We start from the raw sequence: 22,207 nt of genomic DNA on the forward strand, positions 1-22,207 counted from the left end.
TATTCATCTATTTAAGATACCTTTGCTTCATTATTTCGTCTAATCCATAAACTGTAATTAACTGGAGATGATGAAAATGAAGAAAGTCTTGATTGGTTTGTTGCTGCTCTTCTTGGTCGCCTGCAGCAATTCAGAACAAAAATCATCCGTAGAAAGTGCTAAAATGGATCAGACCATGATAGAGAAAAAAATTGAAAAAAAAGGAGAAATGGAAACAGTTGAAGCGAAATCAGCTGCCAGCACATACTCAAACGAACGAAAAGTTATGTACACTGCGAATATAACGGCAGAAGTGGTAAGCTATGATGAAACGATTGCAAACTTAACAAAGAAGGCCGAAAGCAGAGGGGGCTATATCATTCAATCAAATGCAGTGGAACAGGATGGAAAGATCGAGGCATATGTAACGTTCCGCATTCCTCAAAATGAACTTCAACGATTTATAGAGGAAGTGAAAAAGGCAAGCATATCAGTCAAATCGGAGCAAATGACTGGTGAAGATCAAACAGAAGAATATGTCGATTTAAACTCTCGATTGAAATCGAAGCAAGCGGTTGAAGCTCGGCTCCTTAAATTTATGGAATCGGCTGAGAAAACAGAAGACTTGTTGAAAATTTCGGAAGATTTGGCAGCTGTCCAAGAAGAAATCGAACAATTAAAGGGCAGAATAAAATATATTGAAAATAGAACAGACTATGCAACAGTTGAACTGCAATTAACAGAAATAAAATCTCATGAAAATTTTTCAAAGGATTTTAATACGTGGGAAAAAACGAAAGAACAATTTTTGACAAGCATTCATTGGATTGTTCAGGCGGCATCTTGGATTGTTGTGATCGTTGTAGGGAATTTACCAATTGTTTTATTGGCGCTTATTATATTTTTCTTCGTCTATCGAACATTTAAAAAGAAACAGGAGAAAACTGAGTAATCTTTTTTACTTGTGGATCGGCTGTTAAAATGATAAAGACCGCACAATTTATTAATGAAATTGTGCGGTCTTTTTCAATTTGAATTTTTTAACTCCGTCTTCAAAGAAGCTTGCGAGCCAAGGCATGTTTTTTTAGGGGTATCTTTAATTCGTTTTTTCGCATAATAGAAGCCCTCATTATTGTTTTAGAAACGTTGATATATTGAGGATTTGGCTTTCCGGAAAGCCCTGGAAATACCGATTGCAGCGCTTTTGCTTTCGTCATCGTTTGTTTATTATGGGCAGTTTCGGACTTCACGTACTAAAAATGTGAAGTCTCTTTGTTATGAATTCGCTCCGTTTATTCTGCATTTAATTAACTAAGTAGTATAAAATATATCCGCAAATGATTGATAAAAAAAGATGCTGAAGAAACCGCTGCAAACGATGTTCAAAAAATGTTTTTATTTGTAGAGCCGGCTTAGTTTTTTCTGCGTTCACCATGTTCACCTCTCATTTGTACAAATATATGCGAATTAGAAGGTTAAAATGAATAAACACCTTCAAATGATTGGAATGATGATTATTCAGCTTGACGATTTTGTTTTTGGGAGAAGGATGATAGGAAGAATTCAGTTATGTAGGAGGACAAATAGATTAATAAACGTAGAATTATAGCAGACAAAAGAAGCTGTAAAAAGAATGAGTTTGGACGGCTTTAAAACATGTTGAAAAAATCGATCTTACTGCCTTAAGAAAAAATAGTGCGGGAAAGTAATGATGTTGATTCGGACATTCATCTTCTAAACAAATGAAGTAGGGGGCAGAGTAAAAAAACTGGAGCGAAAAAAATTTCGCTCCTGACGTTCCCCCTCATTGTATCTACTAAATTTTTGTAAAAAGCAGCTTTCCGCCAAGAACTGCAAATAAAATAGATTTGCCGTAATGAATAGCAGAAACTGTTTTTTTAGATTGAAACAGAATTTTTATTTTGCCAGCTAATGCTGAAAATAAGGAAAACAATACCAATGCCTGTACAATGAAAATAAGACCTAGCACAAACATGTCGAGCTGAACATGGACGCTGTTTGTTGATACAAACTGCGGCAAGAAAGCTAAAAAGAACAATGACACCTTCGGATTTAACAGGTTCATCAAGATGCCTCTTTTATATAAAGAAAAGAGTGAAAGACTTTTTACATTTGCTATTTTACCGGAAACTGCTGATTTCCCTTCCTTATAAGATTCCCATGCTAAATATAACAAATAGATCGCACCGACAGATTTAATAGCTGTAAAAATAACAGTAGATTGATAGAGTATGGCTGACAGTCCGAGTGATGCGATTAAAGTATGTCCGATAAGTCCGGTACAAAGTCCGAGAGAAGTGATGAACCCCGCTCGAAAGCCGTAAGACATGCTTTGTGCAATAACAAATAAATTATCGGGTCCTGGTGCAACGGTTAATAAAATAGAAGCTGCAAGAAAACTTAAAATGATGGACAATTCCATTTTTTACGTTCTCCTTTTCGCATAGTGGATCATTATAAAGTTTTTATATTTACAGAGGCTGTTTTTTTCTTTGAATAAGAATGAAAAGGGCAAAGTCAAATGACCGCCCATTAGCATGATAAAGTACGATTCGATTCAAAGAAGACAAATACTATGATGATGTTGATGCAGCAAATAAGCAAAACGAGAAATATAGAGCTTTTACTGACTTGCCTGAAACAAACGTCAAGGATGTACGGTACAGTTTCAGATAAGTGTTGTGCAATATTTAAGCAAGGCTTTCATGAGAAACGATCAGCCGGCCCTTTTTTAAAACGCCCAATTTCCTTTTCGGAAGATTGGTTCACGTGTGCCGTCCGGAAGAATGCCGTCGATGTCCATTTCTGCACTTCCGATCATAAAATCAACATGTGTAATGCTTGTGTTGAGACCATGCTGTTTCAATTCATCCTCTGTCATCGTCTTTCCGCCTTCTAAGCAAAATGCATAGGCGCTGCCGATCGCTAAATGGTTTGAAGCATTTTCGTCAAACAACGTGTTATAAAATAAAAGATTTGACTTTGAGATCGGTGAGTTATGAGGTACTAAAGCAATTTCACCTAAATAATGAGAGCCTTCATCTGTTTCGACTAATTGCTTCAAAATTTCTTCGCCTTTTTCGGCTGTTACATTTGTAATGCGTCCTCGTTCAAATGTGATGACAAAATTTTCGATTAAATTTCCGCCGTAGCTTAACGGTTTTGTGCTAGTCACATAACCATTTACCCCATCTTTTTTCGGAGCTGTGAACACTTCTTCTGTAGGCATGTTTGCCATGAAAGAAACGCCTTTTTCATTAACGCTTCCTGCTCCCACCCATAGGTGCTTTTCAGGCAGTTCAATAGTTAAATCCGTTCCAGGAGCTTGATAATGGAGCTTTCTATATTTTTTCGCATTTAAATAATCGACTTTTTGATGAAGGTTTTCATTATGTTTTTTCCATGCAGAAACCGGATCTTCCTCATTAATACGTGTTGCTTGAAAAATAGCATTCCATAATTTTTCAACTCGAAGCGATTTTTCTTCATTTGGAAAAACTTTCTCCGCCCATTCTTCGCTTGCGGCAGCGATAACCGTCCAGCTGACTTTATCCGATTGTATGTATCTGCGAAACGTATTTAAAGCTGTTCCAGACGCTTTCTGGAAATTAGCGATTCTCTCAGGCTGAATGCCTTTTAATAAATCAGGGCTTTGGGACACAATAGAAATAAAAGCTGCATTTCTTTCTGCTAGGGCAGTTCTTTCGAGAGACTTCCATTCAGGATATTCTAAAAACACGTCATCAGGAGCCTTTTCATATTTTAATCTTGTTAAAACATCATCTTGCCAGTCGATATGAATATTCCTTGCACCAAACTCATAAGCTTTTTCCGCAATAAATCGGACGAGTTCTTTTGCATCTATGCTTGCAGAAATGAACAATTCTTGTCCTTTTTGAACATTGACTCCGACCTTGACGGCAAGTTCTGCATATTTTTCAAGCTGCTGTTTGAAAGTTGTCATCATCATTCTCCTTTATTTCCTACATATTTTTTTCTGTATTTTACCAAAAAAATTAAAATAAAACCAATTGGATTGCTTAACGAAAATGAATAATAGAGCTACAATAGAGATAGAAAAGAAAGAAAAAGAAACAGGTGTGTGAAGAATATGAATTTTTTAGATGAAATGGTTATTGTCAACAAATCGCATCGAGAATTAAGAGAAAAAGCCGAAAAACTTGCGGAGAAGTTCGCGGAGCGAGCCGCGAAAAATGATCAGGAATCTTCGTTTCCATTTGAAAACTTTTCAGATTTAAAAACGGAAGGATTTCTGAAATTAACTGTGCCAAAAAAATATGGAGGAAATGAAATTTCTTTATATGAATTTCTGCTTGTTCAAGAAAAAATTGCAGAAGGAGATGGAGCGACAGGTTTATCGTTAGGGTGGCATAATGGAATCGTAATGGATTTATCCGAATCAAAAAAATGGGATGAACGCACGTTTGAGCGCATTTGCGAAGAAATTGTCGCTGAAGGAAAATTAATCAATAGCTGTGCATCAGAACCGGCTGCCGGAAGTCCTGCAAGAGGCGGAAAACCAAAAACAACGGCAAGAAAAGAAGGAAGCAGCTGGATTATTAATGGCCATAAATCGTTCACATCACTGGCCCCGATTCTAGATTATTTTATTGTAACCGCAACAATTGAAGAAACAGGTGAGGTTGGCGAATATTTAGTCCCAAAAGGAGCAGAGGGGCTTTCCATAAAAGAAACATGGGATACAATCGGCATGCGCGCGACAAGAAGCGACGATTTATTACTGCACAACGTAAAGGTCGAAAAAGACGCTCTCGTTTCGATCAGACAAGCTACATTCAGTCCTTCCACTCCGAAAGGATGGCTTTTACATATTCCTGCCTGCTACCTCGGGATCGCTATCGCCGCAAGAAACTTTGCTGTCAAATATGCAAAAGAGTATCAACCTGCCAGTCTTTCTCATCCAATTTCAGAACTTTCGGAAGTGCGGCGAAAAACAGCTGAAATGGATCTGGAGCTTACAAGCGCACGGCATTTTATGTACAGTGTGGCGAAAAAATGGGATGAACAGCCGCATTTACACGAACAAATGGGGCATGAGCTGGCTGCCGTAAAATATGTTGCCACAAACAGTGCGATCAAAGTCGTTGACCTAGCCATGCGAATTGCAGGCGGACAAAGCTTAAGAAAAGAATACCCATTGGAGCGCTACTATCGGGATGTCAGATGCGGTCTTCATAATCCTCCAGCAGATGATATAACGTTAAAAATTTTCGGTGACCGTGCTTTTCAAGAATAAAAGAACACAAAAGGCGTTTTCTCAGGCTGAAAAGTTGATGGACAGCCGAAAAACGCCTTTTATTATTTCTGTGTTCATTCGTTCCTTAGTACAAATAAAAGCTTTCATTTATTACATTTGAACAAAAAATTGTTCATTGGTTTTAACTTCATTCAATCTTTTTTTATTGTCAAAACAACTTTGTCTTTTGTTTCACATCAATTGAAAAGTAGCTGCTGTCTTGTAAAAATGTTAAGATGTCCATTCTTTCAGCTTTTGATCGGAAGGTAAAAGCATGGAGAGCATGCCGATAAATGGAAGAAAGCCGCACGCGATCATAACTGGCTTTAAGCCGAATAAGTCCGCGAGAGCACCGAGCACGACTGATCCTAAAGCGCCTAAACCGAAGGCAAGACCGACCATTAAGCCTGATGCAGTTCCGATTTTTCCAGGCATTAGCTCTTGTGCGTATACGACAACTACAGAAAAGCTTGACAAAATAATAAAGCCGTTAATGAGCATTATTGGAATTGCCCAAAATTCATTCACATAAGGCAAAATGACCGCCAGCGGAGCTGATCCAAGCATTGAGAAAGCAATGATATTCCGTCTTCCGAAACGATCTGAAAGCGGCCCTCCTAAAAATGTTCCGATTGCACCTGCTGCTAAAAATATAAAAATATATAGCTGTGTTTTGCTGATGGAAAGTCCATGTTCATGAATTAAATAAAAAGGGTAAAAATTAGTGATTGCTGCATGATACCATGAACGAGCAAAAACTAAGAAGATGAGCAGCATAAGTCCAATTTTCACTTGCTTTTTTCGAGCGGCAGGAACTTGCACAACGGCTTTTTTTGCGCTTGTTTTTTTTCGGCTGTCGAGCTTTTCCTTATACCAATTTGCAATGTATAGAAGGACGATGACGGCCATGCCGGCAATTAAAGTAAACCAAATCGCGCCAAATTGTCCCATAGGGACGAAAATAAGAGCTGTCATAATGGGAGCAAGAGATTGTCCGGCATTACCTCCAACTTGAAAAATGGATTGGGCGAGCCCTTTTCGTTCTCCCGCTGCTAAATGCACCACTCTTGAACCTTCCGGATGAAAAACGGCTGAACCGATTCCGACGAAAAATACCGAAACTAAAACAATCCAATAATTAGGTGCAAAAGCAAGTCCCAGCATGCCGAAAAACGTACACGTAAGCCCGATGGGCAGCAAATAAGGCATCGGCTTTTTATCTGTATAAAACCCGACAGCAGGCTGAAGCAAAGATGCCGTTAGCTGAAGGCTGAATGTAATGAATCCAAGCTGCATATATGTAAGATTCATTGATTTTTCCAATATAGGGAAAACTGCTGGAATAACAGCTTGAATCGAATCGTTTAGAAGATGAACAAATCCGATAATAAATAATATTCTGTATAATGTAATTTGACCCATATTCTGTTTTTGAACAGCTGCTTCCATTTTGGTTTCTCCTCTCATATTTATTCGTATGTCTAAATATTTTACTTGATTTTACAAAAATATGAAATAAAAAAGTTTAACAGTTTACAGTAGTTTTATTATGTCGACTTAGTATATATAAAGGTCTGTCTAGAAAGTCAAATTTCCATTGAAAACAAAAAACTCATAAACATCGATATAACAACGTTTTCTAAAGCATTAAAGGGGCATCAATAAGCCAAAAAAGACTCATTGGACAGCCCCCTAAAAGCGTGCAAATAGTATTTAATTTAAAGCTTCAGATAACGTTTCAAGATTGCGTTTCATAATGCTGAAGTAGTCTTCGTTATTGTTTAAATCTGTTTCCGAAACACTTTCTAAATTATGTAGCGTTAATGATTTGGCACCAATTTCTTGTTGGATGATTTTTGCTACTTTTTCAGATACATTTTGTTCAAAGATCACATGTTTTAAATGATGTTTTTTCGATAGTTCAATGATTTTGACAAGCTGCTTTTGACTAGGCTCATCTGTTGGAGATAATCCCGATATTGGAATTTGTTCAATATCGTAGCGGTCTTCCCAATAACCATAAGCAGCATGAGCCACAAGAATATATTTTGTTTTCGATTTTTTAATTGTTTCTTGAAATGATTGATCCAGTTCTTCAAGATCTTGTTTAAGTTGAGCGAAATTTTGTTCAAAATATTCTTTTTGATCAGGAGCCGCTTCCGTTAAAGCGTTCTTGATGTTTTCCGCAAGAGTAATGGCCCTATTTGGATCAAGCCATACATGAGGGTCAACATCTCCATGTGCATGATCGTGTTCCTCTTCGTTTTGGTTCCCATGTTCTTCTTCATGATCTGAATCTTCTTCATGATGTGAATGCTCTTCTTCTCCACTTTCATGGTCATGTTCATCTTCGGACGCACTTAATAATGGGATTCCTTCAGCTGCTTTTACAATTTTGACATTGCCGTCTTTCAGCGTTTTTTCTGCCTTATCAGCAAATCCTTCTATACCAGCTCCAGTATAGATAAATAAATCCGCTTTCGCAATTGCTTCCAAAGTTTTTAATGTAGGTTCATACGTGTGGGCTTCTACATTCGGTGGGTAAACACTTTCGACGTGAACGTATTTACCGCCGATTTTTTTAGTGAAATCTGTCAGTGGATAGATTGTTGTATAAATTTCAATTTCTTTTTGATTGTTTTTGTCCTCATTATTATTGTTCGTTTCGGAAGCATTGTTGTTATTTTGGCCGCAGCCGATAGGAAAGATTGCAAGCATTGCCATTAAAAATGCAAAAAAGACTTTTTTCATCGATTTGAACTCCTTTCAAAATATATGTGTACCCCGCTGTATTAAATCGTAATGATTTCGATTTAATTATATATAACATTTTCTAAATGGGCAAGGCTAGAAGCACTAAAAACAAAAATATCACAAACTATAACATTTTGTTATACCCCATGTTGAATAAGCATTTCACACCAATCCTTCTCACTGGTACCCTTTAATTAGGATATTAACAGAGGTGAACTTGAATGGTGGAAATGGTTTTGCTGCTCGCTCTTGGACTTTTGTCAGGCGCTTATGGGGTAATGGTGGGAGCAGGGGGAGGATTTGTGTTTGTTCCTGCTCTCTTATTGCTGTTGAAATTGCCTCCTGAAATTGCAGCTGGTACGGGTCTTGTTGTGGTTTTTCTCAATTCTATATCAGGGTCGATGAATTATATACGGCAAAAGCGTGTTCATTTTTCTATCAGTTGGCCGATCATCTTCGGCTCCATCCCGGGAACGTTTATCGGCACTTGGCTGTTGGGAATTATTTCACCCGACTTTTTTTATTGGATATTTGCCGCTGCTTTATTCATGCTCGGGATGTTTTTGCTTTTAAAAAAAGCTCCGGAAGAGCCGGAACATAGTATGAAAGCAGGTTTTTTCAATGAGGGCAGAAACCGTTTAAAAGCTGTTTTTTTATTCATCATCGGACTTTTGTTGGGAACTTTATCGAATTTTTTTGGAATTGGCGGCGGATGGTTGCTCGTCCCCATTTTAATTTATTTATTGAAGATTCGTCCTCACGACGCAACTGCGATTTCTCTTTTTGCATTATCGATCTATTCACTTGTTGGTGCGCTGAATCAAATTGCATTAGGGAATGTTAATTGGACGGCCTGCTTGTGGGGCGGAATAGGAGTGATGATCGGCTCTCAACTGGGAGCTATCTTATCAACAAAAGTGCCTGGAAAATGGATTTTGCAAATGTTGTCTTTTTTGCTGATAGGTGTTAGCATGAAGTTGTTTTTAAGTGTTTAAATTGTAAGGAAGTGATTCCGAATTGGATTTGGAAAGTTTAAAAATGTTTTGTCTTGTTGTTGAGGAAGGGAGCATCAGCCGTGCTGCAAAGCTTGTCTATGTGTCCCAGCCGGCTGTTACGAGAAAAATCCATCAACTAGAGGATTATTATGGAACCCCATTGTTTGACCGTTCGAACGGAAAAATGACTTTGACAAAAGCCGGCAAAATGTTATATCCGATTGCCAAAAATATTGTGGAAGAAATTCAACAATCAAAAGAAGCAGTAAAGGAAATAACCGGACACAAAGATTTTACACTAAGTGTCGGAGCGACGTTGACAATTGGGGAATATCTTTTGCCTAGTCTGCTCGGAAAATTTAAAAAAGAAGTGCCAGATGTAAAGCTTTCATTAGCGATTTCTAATACTCCGGGCATTATTGATCGGCTTGTTGACCGCAAAATTGATATCGGATTTGTAGAAGGAGTTGTAGAAAACAGCATTTTTCATGTAAAAAAGCTTGTCGATGACGAGCTTATTTTAGTATGCGGAAGAGAGCATCCTTTGAAGGAGAAAAAACAAATTGACATTGAAGAGCTGGCAAAAGAAAAAATGATCTGGAGAGAAAAAAATTCAGGAACCCGTCTCATTATCGAAAATACTTTAAAAAAATATGGGGTGTTAGATAAAATAAATTATTATATGGAGCTAGGAAGCACGCAGGCTGTAAAAGCTGCTATAGAATCCGGGCTGGGAATCGGCTTTTTGCCGAGGATTACGGTGTCAAGAGAACTGAAATACGGCTACTTACATGAATTGAAAATAAAAGATGTGGAAATTAAACGGCATTTATCGATATTGTCTCGGACTGAACGGTTCCGCAAAGAAATTGTTGACGAATTTATTGATTTCATTTATAAAAAAATGGTAAGTTCAGGTTAAAATAATTGTTTTCACAATTAATAAAAAAGGATGAAAAAAGATGGCTTTGATATCCGAAATCGCTGATCTTTTGCAACAATCTGAACATGCTGTTGTATTTACTGGCGCAGGGATGTCCACTGCCAGCGGAATTCCGGATTATCGTTCAAAAACTGGTTTGTGGCGCAAAAAGGATCCGAGTAAATTGGCAAGCATTGAAGCGATGGAGACAAACCGTGATGAATTTATTCAATTTTATAAAGAACGCCTTCAATTATATAAAAGCAAATCTCCGAATGAAGGACACTACTTGCTGGCAAAATGGGAAAAGGAAGGGAAGATTCAATCGATTATTACTCAAAACATTGATGGGTTCCATCTCTTAGCAGGAAGCAAAAACGTAATTGAACTTCATGGAACACTTCAAACGTTTCACTGCCACAATTGCGGCCAACGCTTTCTAAATGATGTATACTTGAAAAATCAATATTATTGCGGCTGCGGGGGCTTTATTCGTCCTTCCATTACACTGTTCGGAGAGCTGCTTTCGGAAGATGCTTTTAGAGATGCGGAGCTTGAATGTGAAAAAGCAGACATTATGATCGTGCTTGGTTCATCTTTAACAGTTCGGCCAGCGAACGAAATACCGCTCTTGGCAAAAAGGATGGGAGCGGTATTAGTGATTGTCAACCAAGAACAAACAGACTTCGATGAATGGGCTGATTTTGTTTTTCATAACGATATTATACAATTTTTGAATGAATTGAATAATCGATTGAACAGGTGAAATGTTAAATGAGAAGGATTTGTGTCATACCTTGCGGAACAAAAAAAGTATGGGATAAAGAGCCCAGTGCAGGTGCTGTTTCCGCAGAAAAAGCGTATATAGGAGTTTTTCACCGCCTTTGCCAGGCGTATGCTAAAAAATTTTTCGATGAATGGGTGATTTTGTCTGCCAAGCATGGCTTTTTGCGGCCAAATGATTTTGTGCCTGGTCCTTACAATGTTTCCTTTAGCATGAAAAAGCATCCTGAATTAATGACAATCAACCAATTGAAGGAACAAGCGGTTGAAAAAAATTTGTTAGATGTAGATGATATTGTTCTTTTGGGAGGAAAGAAATTCCGTCCATATATAGAACAAGTGTTTACAAATAAGACAGCTTTTCATTATCCTCTTTCCGATTGCAAAGGAATAGGGTTTATGCAGCAAAAGTTGAAACAAGCGATTGATTTTGGCCAAGAAATACAAGAATAATGTCATTCAAGTTGTAATGGGGGAGTATTGATGAAAAAGGAGTTTGCCGTAATCGGGTTGGGGCGGTTCGGCGGAAGCATTTGCCGAACGTTATCGGAAGAAGGAGCAGAGGTGCTTGCCATTGATGTGGATGAGGATCGAGTAAACGAATTTGCCAATATTGTTTCACATGCTGTTGTAGCGGATACAACGGATGAAGCCGTATTAAAAAGCTTGGGAATCAGAAATTTTGATCATGTGATCGTAGCCATCGGCGACAATATTCAAGCGAGCATTTTGACAACCATTATGTTGAAAGAACTAGGAGTTAAGCATATAACGGTGAAAGCTCAAAACGACTATCATGAAAAGGTTTTGTCAAAAATAGGAGCAGATACAGTTGTTCACCCTGAACGGGATATGGGGCGGCGGCTTGCCCATAATCTTCTTTCGAACAATGTGTTGGACTATCTTGAGCTGTCGGAAGAGCACAGCATTGTTGAAATTGCTGCTAACCGCAACATTGCCGGTCATTCTCTCATCGAGCTCGATATTCGTGCGAAATACGGAATCAATATTGTTGCGATTAAACGAAATAACGAAATTATCGTATCGCCGCAAGCTACAGAAGTAATCAAGGCAGGAGATATTTTAATTGTCATCGGAGCTGACGTCGATATTGATCGGTTTGAAAAGAAAGTGCTAGGAGAATAATGAAAACTTATATACATTCTTTCGGAGCTTTAAATGTTTCATCCGCATGGGCAAAATCAAAATCTACTGAAGAATGAACTGAACTTATCCAGTCAAGTAAAAACAATCATTTGAAGCTTACATGGTAATTGAATGAGAAGCAGCTGTCTAGAATGCCTAAAGACAGTTCTTCTCATTCTTTTTTTGTTTGCCGGCTCAAAATCCTTGCTTATTGCAAGAATGTCGTTGTTTTTTCTGGCAATCGAATACATGTCTTCTTTAACTACAAATTGATTTCTTTATTATCTCCCTTTACTGCTGCCACTTGCAGCACCTGCTCCTGAAAAATTCTGATTATGACATTATCCAAGTCGAATTTTTTCATCAAATGTTTTTCAAATGATTGCGTATAAATTTATATGATGGCACAAACGTACATAAAATGTCTTTCTGCTCTTCTATTAAACACTTGTATATCGAAAAAATTAACCATAAAACTTTTCGGTATTTTTCATTTACATGTTTTGATCTCCGTCTTTCTTCTCTTCAAGCACTCACTTTTTCGTTTTTTATAAGAACTTTTAGCTGACGGCTGCCCGCTTTAAAACCATCTACCTAAAAAAGCAAGAGCGGCCGGATGCTGCGTGTTATGAGCCGACAAAATAACAACTGGACATTTTTGCAAAATAAATCCCTCTTATGTTAAACAGTATGTTCCACTGTCAACACAAGAGGGATCGATCACAAGTTATTACTTAAATTTCCATTATAATTGGCAAGATCATCGGTCGGCGTTTCGTTTTTTCATATAAAAACGGAGCGAGTGTATCGACGATTTCATTTTTGATTTCCGACCACTGCGTAGTTCTTCTTTCCAATACTTTATTTAAGTGCTTAGTAATCAGTTCTTGGGCATCTTTAATTAAATCGCCGGATTCTCTCATATAAACGAAGCCGCGCGATATAATGTCAGGTCCTGCAGCAATTTTGAACTCTTTCATATTGATGCTGACGACAACGATTACGAGTCCTTCTTCAGATAAAATTTTTCGGTCTCTTAACACAATGTTTCCAATGTCGCCAATTCCGCTTCCGTCAATATAAACGGATCCGGACGGAATTTTACCGGCAATGGATGCTTCGCGGTCGTTCATCGCCAGCACATCTCCGTTATCCATAATAAAACAGTTTTCCTTTGGAACTCCGCAATCGACAGCTAGTTTCATATGCATGATCTGCATTCTATATTCTCCATGAATCGGCATAAAATATTTTGGCTTCATTAACCGCAGCATTAATTTTTGCTCTTCCTGTCCGCCGTGGCCAGATGTGTGGATGTCATTTAACGACCCGTGAATTACTTCCGCACCGGCGCGGAAAAGCAGATTGATCGTTCTTGAAACCGATAAAGTGTTCCCTGGGATGGGCGATGATGAGAAAACGACCGTATCACCGGGAATAATTTGGATTTGCCGATGAGTTCCATTTGCAATTCGGGACAGAGCGGCCATTGGTTCGCCTTGGCTTCCTGTACATAAAATCACGACCCGATGAGCGGGCAGACGGTTTATTTCATTTGCATCAACAAACGTATCTTTCGGGCAGCGAATATACCCGAGTTCTTGACCAATTTGGATAGCTGCTTCCATACTTCTTCCAAAAACAGCTATTTTTCGATTGTTTTTAACAGCTGCTTCAGTTACTTGCTGAAGTCGATGAATATTGGATGCAAATGTTGCAAAAATGATGCGGCCGCTTACTTTTCGGAAAATGTCGTGAATGCTTTCGCCGACCCGTCTTTCAGACATTGTAAATTCAGGAATTTCGCTGTTTGTGCTGTCCGATAAAAGACAGAGCACACCTTCTTTGCCGATTTCCGCCATTTTAGTTAAATTTGCAGGTTCCCCGACTGGAGTAAAATCAAACTTAAAATCTCCTGTATGAACGATATTTCCTGCGGGAGTTTTGACAACAATTCCATATGAATCTGGAATGCTGTGAGTTGTACGGAAAAAAGTTACGGCAGTTTTTCTGAACCGAATCACATCATCCTCCTGGATGATGTTTAGTTTAGCTTGTCTTAAAAGTCCATGCTCTTCAAGCTTATTGCGAATCAGTCCGATCGCCAGTTTACCGCCGTAGATAGGTACATTAATTTCCCGCAGCAAATAAGGTATACCGCCTATATGATCTTCATGACCATGTGTGATGAACAAGCCTTTAATTTTTTCTTGGTTTTTTACTAAGTACGTATAGTCCGGAATCACATAGTCAATCCCTAGAAGTTCGTCTTCTGGAAACTTAATTCCAGCATCAATTAAAATGATTTCATCTTGAAATTGCACACCGTACGTATTTTTTCCGATTTCGCCCAATCCGCCGAGGGCGAATGCTGCTACTTGGTCTCTTTTTACAAATTTCATATACTATCATTTCTCCAATACAGAAAAATTTTCGCTTTGTTTTTCAAATTCATAAAACGGACCGCTAATCGGTTGAATATATTCTATGTTTATGGAGCGGCCTTTTAATTTTTCACGAACTTCTCTTTCTGATTCCGCTTCAACGAAAAATGTTTTCGTTCTTTCCCGAACAGGCGGTTCATTCGGGTTTTCCTGATAAAAAACTTTAAACATCATTTGCGTAATCTCTCCTTACTTTCCATGTTAAACTAGCTTTTATTATTATAGTCGATTCTGATGGCAAATCCAACCTTCATTGAAAATAACGAAAACCGGGCTAAAGCCGCCCGGTTTCTTTAAGCAATCGATTTTCTGCGAAGCAATTGCTTCCACTGTTTTTTAATTTTTTTCTTTAAACGTTTTAACATATCAACTCCTCCTTCAATAAGATGTCAAAGTCGAGTCCGATTGTATTTACTTATATTATATGCTATTTTTTTATTTTTTTTATGGCTAAACGTGGAAAAGCTCTATTGACATAAAGCGTTTGCATACTATACCGTTTTGTTTAGTGTAAATAAGGTTTTCACGAAAGAGAAAAGGAGATTGAACATGGGGAAAAAATTTATTTTTTTTGATATAGACGGTACTTTATTGGATCATGATAAACGTTTGCCGGAATCTACTCTTGACGCGGTCTCCCGTTTGAAAAAAGCCGGACATCACGTCGCCATCTCTACCGGCCGCGGCCCTTTTATGTTTAAAAAGCTAAGAGAAGAGCTCGGAATCCATTCTTATGTCAGCTATAACGGACAGTATGTTGTGCATGAAGGAGAAGTCATTTATGAAAATCCTTTGAAGGTCGATGCGTTGGAGCAATTAATCGAAGCGACTGAAAATACTGATTACCCGCTTGTATTTTTGAGTGAAGAAGATATGAAAGCAAATGTGGAAGATCATCCGTTTATTCATGAAAGTTTGAAATCTTTGCACCTCTCGCATCCTGAGTACAGACCTGATTATTTTCAAGAAAAACATATTTACCAAGCGCTTTTGTTTTGCAAAGAAGGAGAAGAAGAACAGTTCAATATTTCTGAAGAGATAAAATTTGTCCGCTGGCACCAGCTTTCAACTGATGTTGTTCCAAAAAAAGGATCGAAAGCAGAAGGGATCAAAAAGATAATGGATATGCTTGGCGTTAGCCGTCAAGATGTGGTTGCTTTTGGAGACGGTTTGAATGATATAGAAATGATTTCGTTTGCTGGAACAGGCGTTGCTATGGGTAATGCTGTTTCGGATGTGAAAAAAGTAGCTGATTTTGTTACAAAGCCTGTTGATGAAGATGGAATATTTTATGCTGCAAAGCAATTGCAGTTGATATAAATCCGAAGCTAAACTTAAAAAAATGCCTTGCAAAGGCGATTTCAAATGGTAGTGTGCACAAAAAATTTCTCTTTATGAACAAAAAATCCCGAAAGAACTATTCGGGATTTTTTGCATGGATTTTCGTTTTGCTTGAAATATTCCGAGGCTTGGATGCCGGGCGCTAACTTCTGGCTTCATCTGTCAATTGGAGTTGCATTTTCCGGTTCTTTAAAAGGATTCTCTTTATTGATCCGATCATAAAACATAATGCCGTTTAAATGATCTATTTCATGCTGAAACACAATAGCGACAAGACCTTTTAAACGAAGATCGACTTCATTGCCTTCAAGGTCAACCCCTTTGACGCGGATGCGTGCATAACGCGGAACATATCCTGGAACCTCTCTGTCAACGGAAAGGCATCCTTCACCGCTTGTTAAATAACTTTGTTCCACTGAATGGCTTACAATTTTTGGATTGAACAGGCCGTACGAATATAATTTTCCTTTTTCATCCGTCACATGAACGGCAATCATTCGTTTTGATACATTAATTTGTGGGGCGGCAAGACCGATCCCAGGCCGCAATCCATATTTTTCTGCAATCTCTGGATCTTGACTGTTTTTTAAGTATTGAAGCATCTCCGCTAAAATTTTTTTCTCCTCTTCAGAAGCGGGCAATTCCACTTCCTTGGCAACTTGACGAAGAGTTGGATGTCCTTCCTTAATAATATCTTCCATTGTAATCATTGCTAATCACTCCTGAACCTATATCAACAAATTTCATTATACATAAATCTTTTAAAAGAAACAAAAAAGAATTGCCCGAAAATCGGACAATCATCAATTAATAGTTTAAGCAGGCAGCGCCAACAATAATGAGCAAAATAAAAAGCACAGCGATCAATACAAATGTCCAGTTTGAAACTGGAAAATATCCGTATGATGGGTAATGATAAGACGGATTGGAATAATAATGCATCTCTTTCACCTCCACATAAGGACTCCATATCGCCTTATTTAGGGCAAATGTCTATATCATCGTATGATGAAGCAAAATAAAGGTATAGACGTTTGCCTAGAAGACTTCCTTATTTATATAAATTCTTCTGTAATTTATATAGAGAAGCAACACGCTCTCCAGATAAATGATTCGCTTCCGTCTGTATCTGTAATAGTGATACAGAATTATCTGTTGTATTAGTACAGATTTAAAAGTAAAAATATTTCCAATTATCTTGAAAGCGTTTTATATATTGTTTTAAAAATAAACAAATTAATTGACGCATGTGAAAAAAGGGTGTACACTATGAAGTGAAATCGATGTGTATTACTATTTTAAATAAAAAAATTAATACAGTTTGTAAAGCGATCTTGCAATGTACTTGACGATTTTGGCAATTAAAGATCCGCAATGTGTGTCTCCATGAACAATTTGGGGTAATCTAGTTTTATGGATGAATTTAAAGGCTGAGAAAATGAAACGAAGAGGTGTGTTGAATGGCAAAAAAGGCGAAAAATGTTGTCGTTGACAGCGAAAAGCAATTTGATGCGATTCGCAAGGAATTCCAAACGTTCCAAATTTTAAACGAAAAAGGCGAAGTCGTGAATGAAGATGCGATGCCTTCCCTTTCTGATGAAGAATTAAAGGAATTAATGAGACGAATGGTATTTACCAGAGTGTTGGATCAGCGTTCAATTTCTTTAAATCGTCAAGGTCGTTTAGGTTTTTACGCACCGACTGCCGGACAAGAAGCATCACAAATTGCTTCTCATTTTGCCTTGGAAAAAGAGGACTTCATTCTCCCGGGCTATCGTGATATACCGCAGTTAGTTTGGCATGGATTGCCTTTGTATCAAGCATTTTTATATTCCCGCGGGCATTTTCATGGAAACCAAATGCCTGAAGACGTAAACGCTTTTTCACCGCAAATTATTATCGGCGCCCAATATGTGCAAGCTGCAGGGGTAGCATTAGGCTTGAAAAAACGCGGCAAAAAAGCAGTTGCTGTTACGTATACAGGTGATGGAGGAACGTCTCAAGGCGACTTTTACGAAGGAATAAACTTTGCTGGGGCATTTAAAGCACCTGCTATTTTCATCGTTCAAAACAACCGGTTTGCAATTTCAACACCTGTAGAAGTGCAAACTTCAGCTGAAACACTTGCACAAAAAGCTGTTGCAGCTGGAATCCCTGGCATACAAGTAGATGGAATGGATCCGCTTGCTGTTTATGCAGCTGTGAAGGAAGCGCGTGAACGGGCAATAAACGGTGAAGGTCCGACATTAATTGAAACATTATGCTACCGCTACGGTCCGCATACAATGGCAGGAGACGATCCAACGAGATATCGGGCAAAAGAGCTTGATGACGAGTGGGAGGCAAAAGATCCGCTTGTTCGTTTCAGAAACTTCCTTCAAGCAAAAGGATTGTGGAGCGAGGAAGAAGAAAACGAAGTTATCGAAAAGGCGAAAGAAGATATAAAAGAAGCAATCAAAAAAGCGGATGAAACTCCAAAACAAAAAGTGACAGACTTAATCAACATTATGTTTGAAGAAGGAAGCTGGCCTTATAACCTAAAAGAACAATATGAAATTTATAAAGAGAAGGAGTCGAAGTGAGCATGGCGCAAATGACAATGATTCAAGCAATCACTGATGCGTTGCGTACGGAACTGAAAAACGACGAAAATGTGTTAGTATTTGGGGAAGATGTTGGTGTAAACGGCGGTGTGTTCCGTGCAACAGAAGGACTTCAAAAAGAATTCGGCCCAGACCGAGTTTTTGATACACCTCTGGCAGAATCAGGAATTGGCGGCTTGGCAATCGGTTTAAGCACACAAGGCTTTCGTCCGGTAGCTGAAATTCAATTCTTCGGTTTTGTTTATGAGGTTATGGATTCCATTTCTGGACAAATGGCGCGTTTGCGTTATCGCTCCGGGGGCCGCTGGCATGCTCCGATCACCATTCGTTCTCCTTTCGGCGGCGGCGTTCATACCCCTGAGCTTCACGGGGACAGCTTGGAAGGCTTGATGGCGCAGCAGCCTGGTTTAAAAGTCGTTATTCCTTCCACCCCTTATGATGCAAAAGGGTTGCTTATTTCAGCAATTCGGGATAATGATCCGGTCATTTTCTTGGAGCATATGAAGCTTTATCGTTCCTTCCGTGATGAAGTTCCGGAAGAAGAATATACAATTCCGATCGGCAAAGCGGATATAAAACGTGAAGGGAAAGATATTTCGATCATCACTTACGGGGCAATGGTGCATGAATCTTTAAAAGCTGCTGACGAACTTGAAAAAGAGGGCTTTTCAGCAGAAGTGATCGATTTACGTACAGTAAGTCCGCTGGATATAGAAACGATTATTGCTTCAGTAGAGAAAACAAACCGCGCGATTGTCGTGCAGGAAGCCCAAAAACAAGCAGGAATTGCTGCTAATGTTGTTGCAGAAATTAATGAAAGAGCGATTCTTAGCTTGGAAGCTCCTGTTTTCCGCGTAGCAGCTCCGGACACTGTCTATCCATTCTCACAAGCGGAAGATGTATGGCTTCCAAACTACAAAGATATCGTTGAAACGGCTAAAAAAGCATTGAATTTCTAATTGGCTAAAAAGAGGAGCATCATCTTTTCTTCTTTTCGGCCATCAACTGAAAATTATTTAGGAGGTTGAAATCTGTGGCTTTTGAATTTATAATGCCGGATATCGGTGAAGGCATTCATGAAGGTGAAATAGTAAAATGGTTTATCAAACCTGGTGATGAAATCAATGAAGATGATGTTCTTTGTGAAGTGCAAAATGACAAAGCAGTTGTTGAAATCCCTTCCCCTGTAAAAGGAAAAGTATTAGAATTAAAAGTGAATGAAGGGGAAGTTGCAACTGTCGGTCAAGTATTAGTCACAATTGATGCTCCAGGTTATGAAAATCAATCAAAAGGCGATGAAAGCGGTGAAGCAGCAAAAGAAGAAAAGCCTTCCACAGAAGAGCAAAAAGTGGAAAGCAACGCTTCACAGTCTGCTTCAGAAGACGTAGATGTTAACCGACGCGTTATTGCAATGCCATCCGTCCGAAAATATGCGCGTGAAAAAGGCGTTGATATTCGATTGGTACAAGGCTCAGGAAACGGCGGGCGCATATTGAAGGAAGATATTGATGCTTATCTGAAAGGTGGACAAGAAGAAGCAAAACCTGTTGAAAACGTGGAAAAAGAAGCTGCAACAGGCGTATCGGCAGGAGAAAAAGCAGCGCCGGCTCCGGTTGTCCTTGAAGGAGAATTCCCAGAAACCCGCGAGAAAATCAGCGGTATTCGAAAAGCAATTGCAAAAGCGATGGTTAAATCGAAGCAAACTGCGCCACATGTAACATTAATGGATGAAGTCGATGTAACAGAGCTTGTTGCACATCGGAAGAAATTTAAAGCTATTGCGGCAGAACAAGGCATTAAGCTTACATATTTGCCTTATGTTGTCAAAGCTTTAACATCGGCACTGAAAAAATATCCAGTATTAAACACGTCGTTTGATGATGAAACAGAAGAAGTTATTCATAAGCACTATTACAATATCGGAATTGCAGCTGATACGGAAAAAGGACTTTTAGTTCCTGTTGTCAAACATGCAGATCGAAAATCGATTTTTGAAATCTCTGCAGAAATTAATGAATTGGCAACAAAAGCGCGTGAGGGCAAACTTACTCCAAATGAAATGAAAGGCGCATCATGCACGATAACCAATATCGGTTCCGCTGGCGGCCAATGGTTTACTCCTGTCATTAATCATCCAGAAGTAGCCATTCTAGGTCTCGGACGCATTTCTGAAAAACCGGTTGTGAAAAACGGAGAAATCGTTGCAGCCCCTGTTTTAGCGCTGTCTTTAAGCTTTGACCATCGAATGATCGACGGTGCAACTGCACAAAATGCGCTTAACCATATTAAGCGTTTATTGCATGATCCCCAATTATTACTAATGGAGGCGTAATAAATGGTAGTAGGAGATTTCCCGATTGAAACTGACACTCTCGTCATAGGAGCTGGTCCCGGCGGCTATGTGGCTGCAATAAGAGCTGCGCAATTAGGGCAAAAAGTTACGATCGTTGAAAAAGGATCTCTTGGCGGCGTCTGCCTCAATGTTGGATGTATTCCTTCTAAAGCATTAATTAGTGCAGGACACCGTTATGTAGAGGCTAAAGAATCAGAAGATATAGGAATAAAAGCTGAAAATGTAACACTAGACTTTTCTAAAGTGCAAGCTTGGAAAGAAAGTGTCGTCAAAAAACTTACAGGCGGTGTTGAAGGCCTTTTAAAAGGAAATAAAGTTGAAATTGTAAAAGGCGAAGCATATTTTGTTGATCGCAACACCGTCAGAATCATAAACGAGAATTCAGCTCAAACGTATAAATTTAAAAATGCAATCATTGCAACTGGCTCCCGTCCAATTGAAATTCCAAGCATTAAATTTTCTGAGCGAGTCATTGACTCAACAGGAGCGTTGTCCCTGCAAGAAGTTCCGAAAAAAATGGTTATCATTGGCGGGGGAGTCATTGGCATAGAGCTTGGAACTGCTTATGCGAATTTCGGCACTGAAATTGTGATTATTGAAGGAGACAAAGAAATTCTTCCAGGATTTGAAAAACAAATGACAGCTCTTGTAAAAAGAGCGTTGAAGAAAAAAGGAAATGTCGAAATTCATACTAGCGCACTTGCAAAAGGTGTTGAAGAAACAAAAGACGGAGTAAAAGTGACATTTGAAGCGAAAGGAAAAGAGCAAGTAGTGGAAGCGGACTATTGTTTAGTTACAGTAGGACGCAAACCAAACACTGATGAACTTGGTCTCGAACAAGTCGGAGTAGAAATCGATGAAAAAGGCTACATTAAAATTGACAAACAGTGCCGGACAAATATTTCAAATATTTATGCTATCGGCGACATCGTTCCAGGACCTTCACTTGCTCATAAAGCTTCATATGAAGGGAAAATTGCTGCAGAAGCGATTTCTGGAAAACCTTCTGAAATCGATTATAACGGAATTCCTGTCATTGTCTTCTCAGAACCTGAGTTGGCTTCTGTCGGATATACGGAACAACAGGCTAAAGACGAAGGAATTGACATTGTGGCAGCTAAGTTTCCATTTGCAGCAAACGGCCGCGCATTGTCATTAAATGCAACCGATGGATTTGTAAAATTGATTACACGAAAAGAAGACGGCCTTGTTATTGGGGCTCAAATCGCAGGTGTCAGCGCATCAGATATGATTGCTGAACTTGGACTTGCGATCGAAGCAGGCATGACGGCAGAAGATATTGCCTTGACAATTCATGGCCACCCGACATTAGGAGAAATTGCAATGGAAGCTGCCGAACTTGCACTTGGAACACCGATTCATATTATAAATAAGTAATGCAGCCCAAAGGGGGCAGTCTAATAAGTCGTTTTTTCGGCTTATTGACTGCCCCTTTTAATGTTTAATAACGTTGATATATCGGTGTTTATGATTATTTGTTTTCAATGGGGATTTGACTTTTTGGACAACCCCTTTTTATGATGAAAAATAAATGATGGAACAATTCTCTCACTGTTGTGAAAGTTTT

The 22,207-nt window shown here is 38.8% G+C and carries 20 protein-coding genes; 12 read left to right on the forward strand and 8 right to left on the reverse strand.

The features are described from left to right. Nucleotides 1-76 precede the first annotated feature (76 nt). Nucleotides 77-931 carry a DUF4349 domain-containing protein gene (locus tag NSQ84_RS07575; RefSeq protein WP_165381945.1) on the forward strand — a complete coding sequence of 285 codons (855 nt, stop codon included), beginning with the start codon at nt 77-79 and terminating at the stop codon, nt 929-931. Between the two features lie 864 nt (nt 932-1,795). On the opposite strand, the gene NSQ84_RS07580 is transcribed toward NSQ84_RS07575, so the two are convergent. Beyond that, nucleotides 1,796-2,422 carry a LysE family translocator gene (locus NSQ84_RS07580; protein ID WP_339212559.1) on the reverse strand — a complete coding sequence of 209 codons (627 nt, stop codon included), beginning with the start codon at nt 2,420-2,422 and terminating at the stop codon, nt 1,796-1,798. A gap of 309 nt (nt 2,423-2,731) precedes the next feature. Further along, complete coding sequence (locus tag NSQ84_RS07585; protein WP_339212562.1) at nt 2,732-3,964, reverse strand: aminopeptidase; 1,233 nt, start codon at nt 3,962-3,964, stop codon at nt 2,732-2,734. A 147-nt stretch (nt 3,965-4,111) separates the two neighbouring features. On the opposite strand from NSQ84_RS07585, the gene NSQ84_RS07590 reads away from it, so the two are divergent. Continuing rightward, nucleotides 4,112-5,278, forward strand: a complete 1,167-nt coding sequence (locus NSQ84_RS07590; protein ID WP_094245627.1) for an acyl-CoA dehydrogenase family protein — start codon at nt 4,112-4,114, stop codon at nt 5,276-5,278. Nucleotides 5,279-5,509: 231 nt separating this feature from the next. Here the strand turns inward: NSQ84_RS07590 and NSQ84_RS07595 are convergent, their stop codons facing one another. Next, on the reverse strand, nt 5,510-6,727 hold the full coding sequence (locus NSQ84_RS07595) for an MFS transporter (protein ID WP_066251268.1): 1,218 nt from the start codon (nt 6,725-6,727) through the stop codon (nt 5,510-5,512). A 264-nt stretch (nt 6,728-6,991) separates the two neighbouring features. After that, nucleotides 6,992-8,029 carry a metal ABC transporter substrate-binding protein gene (locus NSQ84_RS07600; protein WP_327848549.1) on the reverse strand — a complete coding sequence of 346 codons (1,038 nt, stop codon included), beginning with the start codon at nt 8,027-8,029 and terminating at the stop codon, nt 6,992-6,994. Between the two features lie 224 nt (nt 8,030-8,253). Between NSQ84_RS07600 and NSQ84_RS07605 the strand changes: the two genes are divergently transcribed. Genes NSQ84_RS07605 through NSQ84_RS07625 form a run of 5 tightly spaced genes read left to right on the forward strand, consistent with a single transcriptional unit; the run spans nt 8,254 to nt 11,878 of the window. Beyond that, nucleotides 8,254-9,027: a sulfite exporter TauE/SafE family protein gene (locus NSQ84_RS07605; protein WP_094245630.1), complete on the forward strand. Its 774-nt coding sequence runs from the start codon at nt 8,254-8,256 to the stop codon at nt 9,025-9,027. Nucleotides 9,028-9,049: 22 nt separating this feature from the next. Next, nucleotides 9,050-9,949: a LysR family transcriptional regulator gene (locus tag NSQ84_RS07610; protein WP_063389634.1), complete on the forward strand. Its 900-nt coding sequence runs from the start codon at nt 9,050-9,052 to the stop codon at nt 9,947-9,949. A gap of 40 nt (nt 9,950-9,989) precedes the next feature. After that, on the forward strand, nt 9,990-10,715 hold the full coding sequence (locus tag NSQ84_RS07615) for an NAD-dependent protein deacylase (protein ID WP_066251276.1): 726 nt from the start codon (nt 9,990-9,992) through the stop codon (nt 10,713-10,715). 8 nt (nt 10,716-10,723) lie between these two features. Further along, on the forward strand, nt 10,724-11,185 hold the full coding sequence (locus NSQ84_RS07620; protein ID WP_063389636.1) for a DUF6884 domain-containing protein: 462 nt from the start codon (nt 10,724-10,726) through the stop codon (nt 11,183-11,185). Between the two features lie 27 nt (nt 11,186-11,212). Further along, the gene (locus NSQ84_RS07625) at nt 11,213-11,878 is read left to right on the forward strand and encodes a TrkA family potassium uptake protein (RefSeq protein WP_269467019.1); all 666 of its coding nucleotides are present in this window, start codon (nt 11,213-11,215) and stop codon (nt 11,876-11,878) included. 734 nt (nt 11,879-12,612) lie between these two features. Here NSQ84_RS07625 and rnjA read toward each other — a convergent pair. Beyond that, on the reverse strand, nt 12,613-14,280 hold the full coding sequence (gene rnjA / locus NSQ84_RS07630; protein WP_339212565.1) for a ribonuclease J1: 1,668 nt from the start codon (nt 14,278-14,280) through the stop codon (nt 12,613-12,615). 6 nt (nt 14,281-14,286) lie between these two features. After that, nucleotides 14,287-14,496 carry an RNA polymerase epsilon subunit gene (locus NSQ84_RS07635; protein WP_063389639.1) on the reverse strand — a complete coding sequence of 70 codons (210 nt, stop codon included), beginning with the start codon at nt 14,494-14,496 and terminating at the stop codon, nt 14,287-14,289. Between the two features lie 375 nt (nt 14,497-14,871). On the opposite strand from NSQ84_RS07635, the gene NSQ84_RS07640 reads away from it, so the two are divergent. Next, nucleotides 14,872-15,642, forward strand: coding sequence for a Cof-type HAD-IIB family hydrolase (locus NSQ84_RS07640; protein ID WP_066251280.1), 771 nt, complete (start codon nt 14,872-14,874; stop codon nt 15,640-15,642). Nucleotides 15,643-15,818: 176 nt separating this feature from the next. On the opposite strand, the gene def is transcribed toward NSQ84_RS07640, so the two are convergent. Next, nucleotides 15,819-16,373 (reverse strand): peptide deformylase, encoded by a 555-nt coding sequence (def, locus tag NSQ84_RS07645; protein ID WP_063389641.1) that lies wholly within the window; start codon nt 16,371-16,373, stop codon nt 15,819-15,821. Between the two features lie 97 nt (nt 16,374-16,470). Then, on the reverse strand, nt 16,471-16,605 hold the full coding sequence (locus NSQ84_RS07650) for a YjcZ family sporulation protein (protein WP_082829604.1): 135 nt from the start codon (nt 16,603-16,605) through the stop codon (nt 16,471-16,473). 518 nt (nt 16,606-17,123) lie between these two features. On the opposite strand from NSQ84_RS07650, the gene pdhA reads away from it, so the two are divergent. From pdhA to lpdA, 4 genes are all read left to right on the forward strand, one after another. Continuing rightward, nucleotides 17,124-18,245: a pyruvate dehydrogenase (acetyl-transferring) E1 component subunit alpha gene (gene pdhA, locus NSQ84_RS07655; protein ID WP_063389642.1), complete on the forward strand. Its 1,122-nt coding sequence runs from the start codon at nt 17,124-17,126 to the stop codon at nt 18,243-18,245. A gap of 2 nt (nt 18,246-18,247) precedes the next feature. Next, the gene (locus tag NSQ84_RS07660) at nt 18,248-19,225 is read left to right on the forward strand and encodes an alpha-ketoacid dehydrogenase subunit beta (RefSeq protein ID WP_063389643.1); all 978 of its coding nucleotides are present in this window, start codon (nt 18,248-18,250) and stop codon (nt 19,223-19,225) included. 74 nt (nt 19,226-19,299) lie between these two features. Further along, nucleotides 19,300-20,598, forward strand: a complete 1,299-nt coding sequence (locus NSQ84_RS07665) for a dihydrolipoamide acetyltransferase family protein (protein WP_063389644.1) — start codon at nt 19,300-19,302, stop codon at nt 20,596-20,598. A gap of 3 nt (nt 20,599-20,601) precedes the next feature. Continuing rightward, on the forward strand, nt 20,602-22,017 hold the full coding sequence (gene lpdA, locus NSQ84_RS07670; RefSeq protein WP_066251282.1) for a dihydrolipoyl dehydrogenase: 1,416 nt from the start codon (nt 20,602-20,604) through the stop codon (nt 22,015-22,017). Nucleotides 22,018-22,207: the final 190 nt, after the last annotated feature.

This window comes from Aeribacillus sp. FSL K6-3256, from assembly GCF_037965805.1.
Classification (GTDB): Bacteria; Bacillota; Bacilli; order Bacillales; family Aeribacillaceae; genus Aeribacillus; species Aeribacillus composti.

What these genes read in the sequence shown, in the direction of transcription:
- NSQ84_RS07640 (WP_066251280.1), top strand. Translation starts at nt 14,872, where the DNA reads ATGGGGAAAAAATTTATTTTTTTTGATATAGACGGTACTTTATTGGAT.
- NSQ84_RS07605 (WP_094245630.1), top strand. Translation starts at nt 8,254, where the DNA reads ATGGTGGAAATGGTTTTGCTGCTCGCTCTTGGACTTTTGTCAGGCGCT.
- NSQ84_RS07590 (WP_094245627.1), top strand. Translation starts at nt 4,112, where the DNA reads ATGAATTTTTTAGATGAAATGGTTATTGTCAACAAATCGCATCGAGAA.
- NSQ84_RS07575 (WP_165381945.1), top strand. Translation starts at nt 77, where the DNA reads ATGAAGAAAGTCTTGATTGGTTTGTTGCTGCTCTTCTTGGTCGCCTGC.
- NSQ84_RS07595 (WP_066251268.1), bottom strand. Translation starts at nt 6,727, where the DNA reads ATGGAAGCAGCTGTTCAAAAACAGAATATGGGTCAAATTACATTATAC.
- rnjA (WP_339212565.1), bottom strand. Translation starts at nt 14,280, where the DNA reads ATGAAATTTGTAAAAAGAGACCAAGTAGCAGCATTCGCCCTCGGCGGA.
- NSQ84_RS07580 (WP_339212559.1), bottom strand. Translation starts at nt 2,422, where the DNA reads ATGGAATTGTCCATCATTTTAAGTTTTCTTGCAGCTTCTATTTTATTA.
- lpdA (WP_066251282.1), top strand. Translation starts at nt 20,602, where the DNA reads ATGGTAGTAGGAGATTTCCCGATTGAAACTGACACTCTCGTCATAGGA.
- NSQ84_RS07635 (WP_063389639.1), bottom strand. Translation starts at nt 14,496, where the DNA reads ATGATGTTTAAAGTTTTTTATCAGGAAAACCCGAATGAACCGCCTGTT.
- NSQ84_RS07585 (WP_339212562.1), bottom strand. Translation starts at nt 3,964, where the DNA reads ATGACAACTTTCAAACAGCAGCTTGAAAAATATGCAGAACTTGCCGTC.
- NSQ84_RS07660 (WP_063389643.1), top strand. Translation starts at nt 18,248, where the DNA reads ATGGCGCAAATGACAATGATTCAAGCAATCACTGATGCGTTGCGTACG.
- NSQ84_RS07620 (WP_063389636.1), top strand. Translation starts at nt 10,724, where the DNA reads ATGAGAAGGATTTGTGTCATACCTTGCGGAACAAAAAAAGTATGGGAT.
- def (WP_063389641.1), bottom strand. Translation starts at nt 16,373, where the DNA reads ATGATTACAATGGAAGATATTATTAAGGAAGGACATCCAACTCTTCGT.
- NSQ84_RS07615 (WP_066251276.1), top strand. Translation starts at nt 9,990, where the DNA reads ATGGCTTTGATATCCGAAATCGCTGATCTTTTGCAACAATCTGAACAT.
- NSQ84_RS07650 (WP_082829604.1), bottom strand. Translation starts at nt 16,605, where the DNA reads ATGCATTATTATTCCAATCCGTCTTATCATTACCCATCATACGGATAT.
- NSQ84_RS07600 (WP_327848549.1), bottom strand. Translation starts at nt 8,029, where the DNA reads ATGAAAAAAGTCTTTTTTGCATTTTTAATGGCAATGCTTGCAATCTTT.
- pdhA (WP_063389642.1), top strand. Translation starts at nt 17,124, where the DNA reads ATGGCAAAAAAGGCGAAAAATGTTGTCGTTGACAGCGAAAAGCAATTT.